The organism is Streptomyces sp. NPDC001970 (assembly GCF_053594115.1).
In genome coordinates this window covers 19,550-33,831 of sequence record NZ_JBSFDW010000057.1, presented here as the reverse complement: position 1 = coordinate 33,831, position 14,282 = coordinate 19,550, and the positions used below count along the sequence as shown (strand labels likewise).

General features: G+C 68.5%; 13 protein-coding genes and 1 riboswitch. Of the genes, 2 read left to right on the top strand and 11 right to left on the bottom strand.

Annotation, left to right across the window (positions count from 1 at the left end; all coding sequences use genetic code 11):
- From ACWCP0_RS39055 to ctaE, 7 genes are all read right to left on the bottom strand, one after another.
- Positions 1–205: hypothetical protein (locus ACWCP0_RS39055; RefSeq protein ID WP_451083481.1), on the bottom strand; the 205-nt coding region annotated here is incomplete at its 3' end.
- Entirely contained in the window at positions 160–1,608 is a 1,449-nt protein-coding gene (locus tag ACWCP0_RS39050) for an aminotransferase class V-fold PLP-dependent enzyme (RefSeq protein WP_451083478.1), read from the bottom strand. The genes ACWCP0_RS39055 and ACWCP0_RS39050, both read right to left, overlap by 46 nt.
- A 205-nt stretch (positions 1,609–1,813) precedes the next feature.
- Positions 1,814–1,931, bottom strand: a riboswitch (SAM riboswitch).
- Positions 1,932–2,030: 99 nt separating this feature from the next.
- Positions 2,031–3,122: an anthranilate phosphoribosyltransferase gene (gene trpD / locus ACWCP0_RS39045; protein WP_451083477.1), complete on the bottom strand. Its 1,092-nt coding sequence runs from the start codon at positions 3,120–3,122 to the stop codon at positions 2,031–2,033.
- A gap of 156 nt (positions 3,123–3,278) precedes the next feature.
- Positions 3,279–4,913, bottom strand: coding sequence for a cytochrome bc1 complex cytochrome b subunit (qcrB, locus tag ACWCP0_RS39040; RefSeq protein ID WP_451083476.1), 1,635 nt, complete (start codon positions 4,911–4,913; stop codon positions 3,279–3,281).
- The gene (gene qcrA / locus ACWCP0_RS39035; protein WP_451083475.1) at positions 4,910–5,962 is read right to left on the bottom strand and encodes a cytochrome bc1 complex Rieske iron-sulfur subunit; all 1,053 of its coding nucleotides are present in this window, start codon (positions 5,960–5,962) and stop codon (positions 4,910–4,912) included. Before qcrA ends, qcrB begins: the two co-directional genes overlap by 4 nt.
- Entirely contained in the window at positions 5,959–6,768 is an 810-nt protein-coding gene (qcrC, locus tag ACWCP0_RS39030; protein ID WP_451083474.1) for a cytochrome bc1 complex diheme cytochrome c subunit, read from the bottom strand. Before qcrC ends, qcrA begins: the two co-directional genes overlap by 4 nt.
- 65 nt (positions 6,769–6,833) lie before the next feature.
- Positions 6,834–7,454, bottom strand: coding sequence for an aa3-type cytochrome oxidase subunit III (ctaE, locus tag ACWCP0_RS39025; protein ID WP_351228263.1), 621 nt, complete (start codon positions 7,452–7,454; stop codon positions 6,834–6,836).
- A gap of 191 nt (positions 7,455–7,645) precedes the next feature.
- Here ctaE and ACWCP0_RS39020 point away from each other — a divergent pair, with 191 nt between their 5' ends.
- On the top strand, positions 7,646–8,047 hold the full coding sequence (locus ACWCP0_RS39020) for a hypothetical protein (RefSeq protein WP_451083473.1): 402 nt from the start codon (positions 7,646–7,648) through the stop codon (positions 8,045–8,047).
- A 90-nt stretch (positions 8,048–8,137) separates the two neighbouring features.
- Here the strand turns inward: ACWCP0_RS39020 and ACWCP0_RS39015 are convergent, their stop codons facing one another.
- From ACWCP0_RS39015 to ctaC, 4 genes are all read right to left on the bottom strand, one after another.
- Positions 8,138–9,391 carry an Ig-like domain-containing protein gene (locus tag ACWCP0_RS39015; protein ID WP_451083472.1) on the bottom strand — a complete coding sequence of 418 codons (1,254 nt, stop codon included), beginning with the start codon at positions 9,389–9,391 and terminating at the stop codon, positions 8,138–8,140.
- Positions 9,392–9,511: 120 nt separating this feature from the next.
- Positions 9,512–9,910: a cytochrome c oxidase subunit 4 gene (locus ACWCP0_RS39010; RefSeq protein ID WP_451083471.1), complete on the bottom strand. Its 399-nt coding sequence runs from the start codon at positions 9,908–9,910 to the stop codon at positions 9,512–9,514.
- A complete protein-coding gene (ctaD, locus tag ACWCP0_RS39005) occupies positions 9,907–11,640 on the bottom strand; it encodes an aa3-type cytochrome oxidase subunit I (RefSeq protein WP_451083470.1) in 1,734 nt (577 codons plus the stop codon). Before ctaD ends, ACWCP0_RS39010 begins: the two co-directional genes overlap by 4 nt.
- Positions 11,637–12,608 carry an aa3-type cytochrome oxidase subunit II gene (gene ctaC, locus ACWCP0_RS39000; RefSeq protein WP_451083469.1) on the bottom strand — a complete coding sequence of 324 codons (972 nt, stop codon included), beginning with the start codon at positions 12,606–12,608 and terminating at the stop codon, positions 11,637–11,639. Before ctaC ends, ctaD begins: the two co-directional genes overlap by 4 nt.
- A 271-nt stretch (positions 12,609–12,879) precedes the next feature.
- On the opposite strand from ctaC, the gene ACWCP0_RS38995 reads away from it, so the two are divergent.
- Entirely contained in the window at positions 12,880–14,244 is a 1,365-nt protein-coding gene (locus ACWCP0_RS38995; protein ID WP_451083468.1) for an aminotransferase class V-fold PLP-dependent enzyme, read from the top strand.
- Positions 14,245–14,282: the final 38 nt, after the last annotated feature.

Here is a 14,282-nt window from a genome sequence, read left to right as displayed (position 1 = left end):
TCGCCTTGGCGGTCAGCGGGTTGTCACCGGTGATCATCACCGTGCGGATGCCCATCCGCCGCAGCTCGTCGAACCGCTCCCGCATGCCGTCCTTGTCGCCGACGCGGCCGAGCGCGCCATAAGGATGATCCTGCCGGGGACCCGACGGACCCCGCCCGATCAGACGGCGGGCACGCAGCGGCCGTCCTCGGTGCGGTAGTTCCACTTCGCACCGTCGCGCACGAGCTCATTGACGGCACGGACGAACCGCTCGACGTGTTCGTCCGGCGTACCGGCCCCGAAGCTGACCCGGATCGCGTTGAGGGACCTCCCCCAGCCTTCGGCCGGGGGGACCCCCACCTCGCTTCGCTCGCCCGGCTCGGCCTCCGGCGCACCGCACTCGCCCACCTCCTGCGGGTCGCTGCCCAGCAGGGTGCGGACCAGCGGGTGGGCGCAGAACAGTCCGTCGCGTACGCCGATGCCGTACTCGGCGGACAGCGCGGCGGCGAAGTGCGAGCTGTTCCAGCCCTCCACGACGAAGGAGATGACACCGACGCGCGGGGCCTGGTCGCCGAACAGCGACAGCACCCTGACCTCCGGCACCTCCGCGAGGCCCGCCCGGACGGCGGCGACAAGGTGCTGCTCCCGGGCGACGAGGGTGTCGAACCCGGCCTCCGTCAGCGCCTTGCACGCGGAGGCGACGGCGTAGACGCCGATGACGTTCGGCGAGCCGGCCTCGTGGCGAGCGGCGGTGGTGTGCCAGTCGACGTCCACCCCGCCGTCCGTGCGCCGCGCGACCTTGCGCGAGGCGCCGCCGCCGGCAAGGTACGGCTCGGCCTCCTGCAGCCAGTCCGCGCGGCCGGCGAGCACGCCGGAGCCGAAGGGCGCGTACAGCTTGTGCCCGGAGAAGGCGACCCAGTCGACGTCCAGGTCCCGTACGGAGACGGGGTGGTGCGGCGCGAGCTGAGCGGCGTCCAGGACGATGCGGGCGCCGTGGGCGTGCGCTGTGGCGGCGAGTTCGCGTACGGGCCACAGCTCACCGGTGACGTTCGATGCGCCGGTCACGCACACCAGCGCGGGACCGTACGGGTCACGGGCGGCGAGGGCCAGCTCCAGGGTCCGCACCGCCTGGGCCGGCGTGCGCGGCGCGTTCAGACAGGTCACACGGACGTCCCGCCACGGCAGCAGGGAGGCGTGGTGCTCGGTCTCGAAGACGAAGACCTGGCAGTCGGCGGGGAGCGCCTGGGCCAGCAGGTTCAGCGAGTCGGTCGTCGAGCGGGTGAACACGACCTGATCGCCGTCGCGGCAGTCGAGGAACTCGTGGACCGTCGCCCGGCTGTTCTCGAACAGGTCTGTGGACAGCTGCGAGAGGTACCCGGCGCCGCGGTGCACGCTGCCGTAGTACGGGGCGTACGCGGCCACGTCGTCCCACACGCGCTGCAGGGCGGGTGCGCTCGCCGCGTAGTCGAGGGCGGCGTAGGTGACCTCACCACCGGTGACGAGCGGGACGGTGACGTCCCGGCCGAGCACCGGCAGCGGAGCGGCACAGCAGGGGTCGGCGGAGTCGGCGGCGGTCACGGTGGCGGTGACGACAGCGGCGGTCTCGACGGCGTTGGGGCGCACGGACATGGCGGTATCTCCCGGCAAGTAAGGGCGAAATGGCTGTGGAGAACCCGTACGGCGGCGGAACTGCCGCTCCGCATACGGGTGTTGCCTCGACGCACGGCGACTTCGGCTCGTACGGAGGTGTGGAGAAAGGGGCCGAGAGGCCCTAGCGCATTCGCTTGCTCACGAGACTGCTCCCTTGAGGACCAGGACCCCAGGGGTGGCAAGGGGTCCGCGCTTGCCGCGGACCTCACTGCCCACGGCCTGGTCTTCACCCGGGGCACCCCGCCACGGACGGAGGGTTGCCGGACAGCGGGCCGGGGCCGTAATCGCTGTCACTCATGACCTTGAAAAGGAATCCTGCCACACGCCGGAGAACGCGCAAGGCGCAGTCCGCACTGTGGACTGCGCCTTGCGTCACATCCCCCGCGGGTGCGGGGCCGGGGTCAGCGGCTGCTGGCCGTCACCCACCGGTCCAGCGACCGCTTCGCCGCGCCGGAGTCGATGGACTCCGCGGCCTTCGCCATCCCGGCCCGCAGTTGCTCCACCAGGGTGCCCTCACCGGGCTCGAGGGCGGCGAGCGCGGCCGCCGAGTTCAGCAGGACCGCGTCCCGCACCGGGCCGGTCTCGCCGGCCAGCAGCCGGCGTGCGACATCCGCGTTGTAGGAGGCGTCCGCGCCGCGCAGTGCCTCGACGGGGACGATCTCGATGCCCACGTCCCGGGGGTCGAAGGTCTCCTCGCGCACCGCGCCGTCCCGGACCACCCACACCCGGGAGGTCGCCGTCGTCGTGAGCTCGTCGAGGCCGTCGTCGCCGCGGAAGACCAGCGCGCTGGAGCCCCGCTCGGCCAGCACTCCGGCCATGATCGGCGCCATCCGCGCATCGGCGACACCCGTGGCCTGGGCCCTCACCCGGGCGGGGTTGGTCAGCGGCCCCAGGAAGTTGAACGTCGTACGGATGCCGAGCTCCTTGCGGGCCGCCGCCACGTGCCGCAGCGCCGGATGGAACTTCACGGCGAAGCAGAAGGTGATCCCCGCTTCCTCGGCGACCTCCGCGACCCGCTCCGGCGTCAGCTCCAGATTGACGCCGAGCTTCTCCAGCACGTCCGACGCGCCGCTCGCGCTGGATGCGGCCCGGTTGCCGTGCTTGACGACCTTCGCCCCGGCGCCGGCGACGACGATCGCGGACATCGTCGAGATGTTGACGGTCTTGGCGCCGTCGCCGCCCGTGCCCACGATGTCGACGCTCGGCCCGGGGACCTCGATCGTCCGGGCGTGGTCGTACATGGTCCGTACGAGCCCGGTGATCTCCTCGACGGTCTCGCCCTTGGCCCGCAGCGCGACGGCGAACCCGGCGATCTGCGCGTCGGTCGCCTCGCCCCGCAGGATCCGGTCCATGGCCCACGCGGTGGCGTCGGCGCTCTGGTCGCGCCCGTACAGCAGCGAGTCGAGGACGGAGGGCCAGGAGAGGCCCGCCGCGGTAGTGCTCCCCCTCGCTCCGCTGGGGGTACCCCCACCAGCGGGGGTCACAGCGCTCATGGTCGCTCCTGGGTCCGTTCGTACGGGAATGCCACCACCCTATCCATCCCGGGGGACGGCAAAGAGCCCCGTCCGACGCATGGACGGGGCTCTCCCCCTGGCTGGCGCTGGGAGGTACCCCCAGCCGTGGCGATCGCTGTGATCAGTGGGTGGGGATCAGTGGTGGCCGTGGCCGCTGGTGATCTCCCGGTGCTCCTCGGCGCTCGGCTTGGGGATCTGGTTCTCCTCGCCGAAGTAGCTCTTGCTGAGCCTCGCCCGGAGCTTCTCGGCGCTCTTGACCTTGCGCTCGACGCCGTTCTCGTCGACCGTCGGGCCGATCTCGACCGGCTTGTACTGCTCGTGGGCCGTGAGCTTGTAGCGGTCGGCCTGGCTGAGCGGCTCGTGGATCTCGACGAACTCACCGTGCGGCAGTCGCTTGATGATGCCGGACTCGCGTCCGTGCAGCACCTTGTCCTTGTCGCGCCGCTGCAGACCCAGGCAGATCCGCTTCGTCACGATGAACGCGACGACCGGTCCGACGATGAAGAAGATCCGGACGAACCAGGTGATCGCGTTGATCGACAGGTGGAAGTGGGTCGCCCAGAGGTCGTTTCCACCACCGATCAGCATGACCATGTACATGGTGATCCAGGCCACGCCGAACGCGGTGCGGCTCGGCGAGTTGCGCGGCCGTTCCGCGATGTGGTGCTCGCGCTTGTCTCCGGTGAGCCAGGACTCGAAGAACGGGTAGAGCGCGAAGATCACCAGCAGCACACCGAAGAGCACCAGCGGGATGAACACGCCCAGGACCAGCGTGTGACCCCAGAGGTTGATCTCCCAGCCCGGCATGAAGCGGATCAGCCCCTCGGCGAAGCCCATGTACCAGTCGGGCTGGGCGCCGGTGGACACCTGGTCCGGGCGGTAGGGCCCGATGGCCCAGATCGGGTTGACCTGGGCGACCGCCGCGATGATCGCGATGACACCGAAGACCAGGAAGAAGAAGCCTCCGGCCTTGGCCGTGTAGACCGGGAAGAACGGCATGCCGACGACGTTCTTGTTGGTCTTTCCGGGGCCCGCGTAATGCGTGTGCTTGTGGACGACGATCAGGACCAGGTGGCCCACCAGCAGGCCGAGCATGATGCCCGGCAGCAGCAGGATGTGGATCGAGTAGAACCGGGCGACGAAGTCGCCGCCGGGGAACTCACCGCCGAACAGGAAGAACGAGATGTACGTACCGACGACCGGCATCGACAGGATCGCGCCCTGTGTGAAGCGGACACCGGTGCCGGAGAGCAGGTCGTCCGGGAGCGAGTAGCCGGTGAAACCGGTGAACATGCCGAGGACGAACAGCAGGAAGCCGAACAGCCAGTTGATCTCACGCGGCTTGCGGAAGGCGCCCGTGAAGAAGACGCGCATCATGTGCACGAACATCGCCGCGAGGAAGATCAGAGCGGCCCAGTGGTGGATCTGCCGGATGAGCAGACCACCACGCACGTCGAAGCTGATTTCCAGCGTCGAGGCGTACGCCTCCGACATCAGGACGCCCTGCATCGGCACATACGAGCCGTGGTACTCCACCTCGTTCATCGACGGGTGGAAGAACAGCGTCAGGTACACACCCGTGAGGATGATGATGATGAAGCTGTAGAGCGCGATCTCACCCAGCATGAAGGACGGGTGGTCCGGGAAGATCTTGCGCAGATTGGCCTTGGCCAGGGTGTAGATCCCGAGCCGGCTGTCAGCCCAGTCGGCGACCCGCTCGCCGGCGGGCGCCTTGCCGCCCTTGGGTTCGTTCACTGTTGAAGTACTCATCCGCGCTCCCAGAAGGCAGGGCCGACGGGCTCTTCGAAGTCGCCGAGCGCCTCGAGGTAGCCCTCGTCATTCACACCGATCCGCAACTGCGGAAGAGGATGTCCGGCCGGGCCGAAGATGACGCGGGCACCGTCGGAGAGGTCGAAGGTGGACTGATGGCACGGGCAGAGCACGTGGTGCGTCTGCTGCTCGTACAGGGAGATCGGGCAACCGACGTGGGTGCAGATCTTCGAGTACGCCACGATGCCGTCGTGCGACCACTCGAGCTCGCGCTTGTCCTTGATCTCGTCCGGCTGGATCCGGACGATCATCAGGGCGGCCTTGGCGATCTCCACCTGGAAGCCGTGGTCGTGCTCGTTCAGACCCTCCGGCATGGCGAAGGTCAGCGAACCGACAGGCACGTCCTCGGGGCGGAGCGGCTCGTTCGTGTTCATGTTGATGAGCTGCTTGCCCTTGGCCCACAGCGTCTTGCGCAGCTTGTCCTCGGGCAGCGGGCCCAGGTCGCGCAGCAGCACCACACCGGAGAGCGGCACCAGGGCCAGCGCACCGAACATCGTGTTGCGGATCAGCTTGCGCCGGCCGAAGGCGGACTCCTGGACACCGCCCGCCCAGTCGGCCATGACCTTGGCCCTGACCTCGGGCTCGGCGGACATCGGGTGCCGTTCGTCCGAGACCTCCACGTCGGACATCAGGGTGCGGGCCCAGTGGACCGCGCCCGCGCCGATACAGAACAGCGCGATGCCGAGCGTCATGCCGAGCGCGAAGTTCAGCGCGCTGATGTGACCGAGCGGCCAGATGTAGACGATCTTGTCGACCGGGAAGATCACGAACGACGCGATGAAGCCGATCGTCGCGAGCATCGACAGCGTGAACAGGAAGGCGACCGTGTTCTCGGACCGCCTCGCGGCCCGCTCGTCGATGTCCTGGATGCGCGGCTCGTGCGGCGGCATGCCCGGGTCGGCGAACGGATCTTCTGCGACCGCCACCTTCGTGCGCGCGCGCTCCTGCTCAGCGGGCAGGGACTCTTCTGGAATGTCTTGGCTGCTCATGACTTCTTCGCCTTAGCGGTGCGGGCAGCGAGCCAGGTGGCGACTGCGACCATGATGCCCAGACCGAAGACCCAGGCGAACAGACCCTCGGTGACCGGGCCGAGTCCACCCAGCTTCAGACCACCGGGGTTCGCGGTCTCGTCACCGTTCACGGTCTGGATGTACGCGATGATGTCCCTCTTCTCCTGCTCCGGCATGGTGGTGTCGGGGAAGGAGGGCATGTTCTGCGGGCCGGTCTGCATGGCCTCGTAGATGTGCTTCGGGCTCGAGCCCGCGAGGTTCGGCGCGTACTTGCCGTTGGTCAGGGCGCCGCCCTCACCGGTGAAGTTGTGGCACTGGGCACAGTTGTTGCGGAACAGCACACCGCCGTTGGCGATGTTGGCCCCTTCCGGGCTGTACTGCTTCGCGGTCGGCGTGATCGGGCCGGCTCCGAGGGAGGAGATGTACGCCGAGAGCAGGTCGATGTCTGCCTGCGTGTAGATGACCTTCTTCTTCGGCACCTGGGCGCCCGGCTGCTGCGCGGGCATACGGCCGGTGCCGACCTGGAAGTCCACGGCGGCCGAACCGACGCCTACCAGGGGCGGGCCGTCTGAGGTGCCCTGACCGCCGGTTCCGTGGCAGCTGGCGCAGCCGACGGTGTAGAGCTTCTTGCCCTCCTCGATGGCGAGGGACTGGGCGGTTTCATCGGCCTGCGCCTTGTCCGCGGGCGCGAACACGGCGTACAGCCCCCCAGTGGCCGCCAGCGCGAGGAGTAGGACGACGACTGCCGCCAGCGGATGGCGTCGTCGTGCGGAGAGCTTTTTCACGGATTACCCCGGTGTCAGGATCTTCTGCGTCGATGCTTCTGGAATGGGTGCGGGAGCGAGCCCGGCTACTTGATCATGTAGATCGTGGCGAAGAGGCCGATCCAGACGACATCGACGAAGTGCCAGTAGTAGGACACGACGATGGCGGCGGTTGCCTGCTCGTGGGTGAACCTCTTGGCCGCGTACGTCCTGCCGAGGACCAGCAGGAAGGCGATGAGACCGCCCGTCACGTGCAGACCGTGGAAGCCGGTGGTGAGGTAGAAGACCGAGCCGTACGGGTCCGAGGAGAGCGAGAGCCCCTCGTGCTTGACCAGCTCGGTGTACTCGAACACCTGGCCGCCGATGAAGATTGCACCCATCACGAACGTGATCACGAACCAGGTGCGCAGCTTCTTCACGTCACCGCGCTCGGCGGCGAATACGCCGAGCTGGCAGGTGAGGGAGGAGAGCACCAGGATCGTGGTGTTGGTCGCCGAGAAGGGAAAGTTCAGGTTCGAAGCCTGCTCTGTCCAGTACTCGGCACCCATCACCGATCGCAGGGTGAAGTACATCGCGAAGAGGGCCGCGAAGAACATCAGCTCGGAACTCAGCCAGATGATGGTTCCGACGCTGGTGAGGTTCGGCCGATTGACCGACGGGTGCGCGTGCCCGGTTTCTACTGTCGTTGCTGTCGCCACGACCGACATTATGTCGGTCGCTTATCCAGCCCTCACTCCCGGGGGTGCCGTTCGGTGTGTCCGTACCCCGTGTCCAGCCCGAACGGCCCAGTGAAACGCTGCCCCTTGCCGTGCTGAACCGGTGCTGACACGGCGTCGAGAGGGGTAGCATCCCGCGCATCGGTGCACCCCGCAGTTCTTGCTGACGAACCGGAGGAACAATGCAGTCGACCGCCACGGTGCTGGTGTACAGCGACAACGCAGGCACCCGCGAACAGGTGCGGCTCGCCACGGGCCGCCGCCCGGCCGCCGATGTTCCCCCGGTCGAGTTCATCGAGTGCGCCACGCTGCCCGCGGTCCTCTCGGAGCTGGAAAAGGGCGGTGTCGACGCCTGTGTCCTGGACGGCGAGGCGGTTCCCGCGGGCGGCATGGGAGTCTGCCGGCAGATCAAGGACGAGATCTTCCACTGCCCTCCCGTGCTGGTGCTCATGGGGCGCCCGCAGGACGCCTGGCTGGCGACCTGGAGCCGTGCGGACGCGGCCGTGACGCTTCCCGTCGAGCCGGTGGAGTTCGCCGAGGCGCTGGCCGGGCTGCTGCGTACGAGGCTGGGCGCCAACCACTGAGGCGGGCCGCCCCCGCGGCCGCCGTGCACACCGGGCCGACCGCCCCCGCGGCCGCCCCGCACTCGGGCCCGTACACCGGGCCCCGGCGCCTCAGACCTGCGGCTGCAGCCGTGCCGGCTCCGCGGGGCTGCCGCCCTCCCTGGTGCCGTCCAGCAGGGCGCTGCCGTCCCGCCACTCGTCCCAGTCCAGGTTCCAGTCGCCGAAGCCGTTCCCGAACGGATCCATCGTGCTGCCGAGGCTGTTGACGACCTTGACGATGTCCCCCTCACGGACGGTGTTGAAGAACCAGGCCGCGTTGCCGGTGGACATCCCGGTGCAGCCGTGGCTGACGTTGGCCCAGCCCTGGGAGCCGGCGGACCAGGGCGCGGCGTGGACGTATTCCCCACTCCAGGTGACCCGGGTCGCGTAGTAGACGGGCAGGTCGTAGGACTCGGAACTGCCTTCGGGTATGCCGATGCTGGTGCCGCGCATCCGGACGAAGTACTCCTTGCCGAGCACGACTTTGACGCCGTTCCGGGTGGAGAAGCCCGGCTTGCCGGTCGTCACCGGAATGGTGTTGATCACTTCTCCGTTGCGCAGGACCGTCATCTGATGCGTGCTGGCGTCCGTTATCGCCTCTATGCGGTCGCCTATGGACAGCTTGAGGGAGGTGGCGGAGCCGCCGTAGAGCTTGTCGCCGACCCTGACGCCCTCCAGGTTGCTGCGCACCTGGACCGTGGCGCCCGCGGGCCAGTACTCCTCGGGGCGGTAGTGCGCCTTCTTGTCGTCCACCCAGTGCCAGGCTCCGGACACCGAGGGGGTGGAACGGACGGTCAGCGCGCGCTCGACGGCGGCCCTGGCCTCCTTGGTCCGCACCGGCTCACTGAACTCGGCGGTGATGGGCTGGCCGACACCGTAGGTGCCCGCCTTCGGGCCCAGCTCTATCTTCAGCGTGTTCTTGGCGGGGGCCGTCTCGAAGGCCTGCACACGGGCGCCGGGGGCGCCGTCCTTGTCCTCCGTGGCGATCTTGACGGTGTAGCGCGTACCGGCGGCGAGAGGGCCCGTGGAGCGCCATCTGCTGCCGTCGGCGGCGAGTTCGCCCGCGAGGTAGCGGCCTGCGGCGTCGACGGCCGAGACGTCCGTTATTCGGCCGTCCTTGCCCTTCGCCCTGACCTCCACGGCCTTCTCCGGGTCGGCCTTGGTGCCTCCGGTGGGGGCGTTGAGGGCGACCTGCCGGGCGGCGTCGTACGGCCTCGCCGACAGCGGGTGGCGCTCGGAACCGCTGTCGCACGCGGCCGCCGCCGCGAGTGACATGACCAGCACGGTGCAGCTGGCTATGGCGCGCTTGCGCGGTATGTCTTTCATGAGCACACGCTATGAAGAACACCCGGCAGCGGCGCGCCGGAGGACTGCAAACGAGGGGCCCGGACATCACCCCAACGGATGAGTGCCCGGGCCCCTGCGCAGTGCGGAGCAGCGTGCTCGCTACTGGTTCTGGCTCTCGCCGCGGTAGTACTCGAAGACCCAGCCCCAGAGGCCGACCAGGATCAGCGGAGCCGAGAAGTAGAGCAGCCACCACCCGATCGCGATCGCCAGGAAGGCGAGGGCACCACCGATGGCCAGCGACAGCGGCTGCCAGCTGTGCGGGGAGAAGAAGCCGACCTCACCGGCCTCGTCCGCGACATCGGCCTCCTTGTTGTCCTGCGCCATGGCGTCGACACGCCTGGCCGTGAAGGCCAGGTAGTAGCCGACCATGATGCACAGACCGAACGCCAGGAACAGTGCCGTCGTACCGGCCGGCTCCTTCGACCACACGCCATAGAGGATGGCCATGGCCAGGACGAAGACGCTCAGCCAGATGAACATCCTGCCTTGGATCTTCACTTGCCGGCCTCCTTGTCAGCGGCGATGGCGCTGGTGCCGTGACCGGCGTGCTCGAGCTCCAGGGCAGCGATCTCCGGGTGGTGCAGGTCGAACGCCGGGGATTCGGAACGGATCCGCGGCAGGGTGAGGAAGTTGTGCCGCGGCGGCGGGCAGGACGTCGCCCATTCGAGTGAACGGCCGTAGCCCCACGGGTCGTCGACCTCGACCTTCTTGCCGTACTTGGCGGTCTTCCAGACGTTGTAGAGGAACGGCAGGACCGACAGGCCGAGCAGGAACGAGCTGATCGTGGAGATGGTGTTCAGCGTGGTGAAGCCGTCGGCGGCCAGATAGTCCGCGTAACGGCGCGGCATGCCCTCGGCACCCAGCCAGTGCTGGACGAGGAACGTGCCGTGGAAGCCGATGAACAGCGTCCAGAAGGTCATCTTGCCGAGCCGCTCGTCCAGCATCTTGCCCGTGAACTTCGGCCACCAGAAGTGGAATCCGGCGAACATCGCGAACACCACGGTGCCGAAGACGACGTAGTGGAAGTGCGCGACGACGAAGTACGAGTCGGAGACGTGGAAGTCCATCGGGGGCGAGGCCAGGATGACACCGGTCAGACCACCGAAGGCGAAGGTGATCAGGAAGCCGATCGTCCAGAGCATCGGGGTCTCGAAGGACAGTGAGCCCTTCCACATGGTGCCGATCCAGTTGAAGAACTTCACACCGGTCGGTACCGCGATGAGGAAGGTCATGAAGGAGAAGAACGGCAGCAACACTCCGCCGGTGACGTACATGTGGTGAGCCCACACGGTCACGGACAGACCGGCGATCGAGATGGTCGCGGCCACCAGACCGATGTAACCGAACATCGGCTTGCGGCTGAAGACCGGGATGACCTCCGAGACGATTCCGAAGAACGGCAGGGCGATGATGTACACCTCTGGGTGCCCGAAGAACCAGAAGAGGTGTTGCCACAACAGCGCGCCGCCGTTGGCGGAGTCGAAGATGTGGGCGCCGAACTTGCGGTCCGCCTCCAGGGCGAACAGGGCCGCCGCCAGCACCGGGAAGGCGAGCAGCACCAGCACACCGGTCAGCAGCACGTTCCAGGTGAAGATCGGCATACGGAACATCGTCATGCCGGGTGCGCGCATGCAGATGATCGTGGTGATGAAGTTGACCGAACCGAGGATCGTGCCGAAGCCGGAGAAGGCCAGACCCATGATCCACATGTCGGCGCCGACACCCGGCGAGCGGACCGCGTCCGACAGCGGGGAGTAGGCGAACCAGCCGAAGTCGGCCGCACCCTGCGGGGTGAGGAAGCCGGCCACCGCGATGATCGAGCCGAAGAGGTACAGCCAGTACGCGAACATGTTCAGCCGCGGGAACGCCACGTCGGGCGCGCCGATCTGCAGCGGCATGATCCAGTTCGCGAAGCCGGCGAACAGCGGCGTCGCGAACATCAGCAGCATGATCGTGCCGTGCATCGTGAACGCCTGGTTGAACTGCTCGTTCGACATGAGCTGCGTACCCGGACGGGCCAGCTCGGCGCGCATGAAGAGCGCCAGGACACCGCCGATGCAGAAGAAGACGAACGACGTGACCAGATACAGCGTGCCGATGGTCTTGTGGTCGGTGGTGGTCAGCCACTTCACCACCGCATTGCCGGGCTGCCTGCGGCGGAGCGGGAGCTCGTTCTCGTACGAGTCGTCAGCCGCGGCAGCACCCAGGGATTCGTTGAGGATGCTCACAGTTGGTTCTTCTCCGCATTCCGGGCCGGGTCCGACTGCTCAATGCCCGACGGGATGAAGCCGGTCTGCCCCTTCTCGGCCAGCTCCTTCAGGTGCTGCTGGTAGCGCTCCGGGGAGACGACCTTGACGTTGAAGAGCATCCGGGAGTGGTCGACACCGCAGAGCTCGGCGCACTTGCCCATGAAGGTGCCCTCCATGTTCGGCGTCACCTCGAACACGTTGGTGTGCCCGGGGATGACGTCCTGCTTGAACAGGAAGGGGACGACCCAGAAGGAGTGGATGACGTCGCGGGAGGTCAGCACGAAGCGGACCTTCTCGCCCTTCGGCAGCCACAGGGTCGGACCGGGGTTGCCGTTCTGCGGGTTCCGGGTGCCGGGGATGCCGTAGTCGTACACACCCTCGGCACCTCCGAGGAAGTCCTTCGTGTACTGGTCCGGAATGGCCTTCAGGTTCTTGTCGGCCTTCGCATCGCCCGTGCCGGCGTTGCCGTCCACGTCCTCGATGTAGTTGAAGCCCCAGCTCCACTGGTAGCCGACCACGTTGATGGTGTGGGCCGGCTTGGCGGAGAGGCTGAGGAGCTTCGACTCGTCACGCGCGGTGAAGTAGAAGAGCACCGAGACGATGATGAGCGGGACGACGGTGTACAGCGCCTCGATGGGCATGTTGTACCGGGTCTGCGGGGGAACCTCGACCTTGGTGCGGCTGCGCCGGTGGAAGAACACGCTCCACAGGATCAGTCCCCACACCAGGACGCCCACGGCGAGGGCGGCCGCCCAGGATCCCTGCCAGAGGGAGAGGATCCGCGGAGCCTCCTCCGTGACCGGGGTAGGCATTCCAAGGCGGGGGAAGTCCTCCCAAGTGGGGGAGCAAGCAGTGGCGGTTGCCACGATCAAGCCCGCAGTCAGCACCTGCGGCAGCTTCCGCCGCATCGGGCGCCGCGACGAGCGGTCGGAGCCGTTGGGACTCACGTAGCGCCTTCCCGAGAGTCTCGCCCGCGCGGCCGGCTGCGGCCGTCTCGCTGGTCGGTCGCCGGCCCTGACGCGGGCAGGGGTTTGGATGTTTATGCGGACCAAACCCTACTGGACGCTATTTGGGGTCGCGCGGGGAGGGTGCCCAACGCGCCGTCCGACGACCCGAAGGGGTGGACTGTCCCATTCCGGGACCTGGTGAGAGGCGTCGACCACCGTCCCCCGGCAGCCATCTGACGCCCTCTTCGGCCGCGCGCGTTAGCGTGGTCGTGTGCCCTATTTCGATGCCGCATCCTCCGCTCCGCTGCACCCGGTCGCCCGGCAGGCCCTGCAGGCCGCCCTGGACGAGGGGTGGGCGGACCCTGCCCGGCTCTACCGCGAGGGGCGGCGGGCGCGGCTGCTCCTGGACGCGGCGCGGGAGGCCGCCGCGGAGGCCGTGGGGTGCCGCCCGGACGAGCTGGTTTTCACCTCTTCGGGTACCCGGGCCATTCACGCGGGGGTGGCGGGGGCGATGGCGGGTCGCCGGCGAGTCGGGAGCCATGTGGTGGTGTCGGCGGTGGAGCACTCCGCGGTGCTGCACGCGGCCGAGGGCTTCGACGTGACCGAGGTGCCGGTGGCGCGCACGGGCGCGGTGTCGCCGGATGCGTACGCCGCGGCGCTCCGGGAGGACACGGCGCTGGCCTGCCTCCAGTCCGCGAACCACGAGGTGGGTACGGAACAGCCGGTCGCCGATGTGGCCTCGGTGTGCCGGGCCGCGGGGGTGCCGCTGCTCGTCGACGCGGCGCAGTCGCTTGCGTGGGGTCCGGCCGCCGGGGACTGGTCACTGCTGACCGCGAGCGCGCACAAGTGGGGCGGTCCGGCGGGCGTCGGGCTCCTCGCGGTGCGCAAGGGTGTCCGGTTCGCTCCCCAAGACCCCGCGGACGAGCGGGAGTCGGGGCGCGCGCCCGGCTTCGAGAACATCCCCGCGATCGTGGCGGCCGTGGCGTCGCTGCGGGCGGTACGGGACGAGGCGGCGGCCGAGTCGGAGCGCCTCAGGTCCCTGGTCGACCGGATCCGCGCGCGGGTCCCGGAGCTCGTCCCGGACGTCGAGGTGGTGGGCGATCCCGTGCGCCGGCTCCCCCATCTCGTCACCTTCTCCTGTCTCTATGTCGACGGAGAGACCGTGCTGCACGAGCTGGACCGGGCCGGGTTCTCCGTTTCGTCGGGTTCGTCGTGCACGAGCTCGACGCTGACCCCGAGCCATGTGCTGCGGGCGATGGGGGTCCTGAGCGAGGGCAATGTGCGGGTGTCCCTGCCGGTGGGGACGGCGGAGGAGGAGGTGGACCGCTTCCTGGAGGTCCTGCCGGGGGTCGTCGCGGACGTCCGCCGCCGGCTCGACGCTCCGGTGTCCCCCGGGCCGGCCGCCGGGGAGGCCGCACTGGTCGTGGACGCGCTGGGCAAGCGCTGCCCGATTCCCGTCATCGAGCTCGCGAAGGTCATCGGGGACGTGCCGGTGGGCGGCACGGTCACCGTCCTGTCCGACGACGAGGCGGCACGGCTCGACATTCCCGCGTGGTGCGAGATGCGGGGGCAGGAGTACGTGGGTGAGCGGGCGGCGGAGCGGGGCGCTGCGTACGTGGTGCGGCGCACGTCCTGACCGTGGGTGCCGCGGCCTCACGTGCCGGCGGGGCTCCG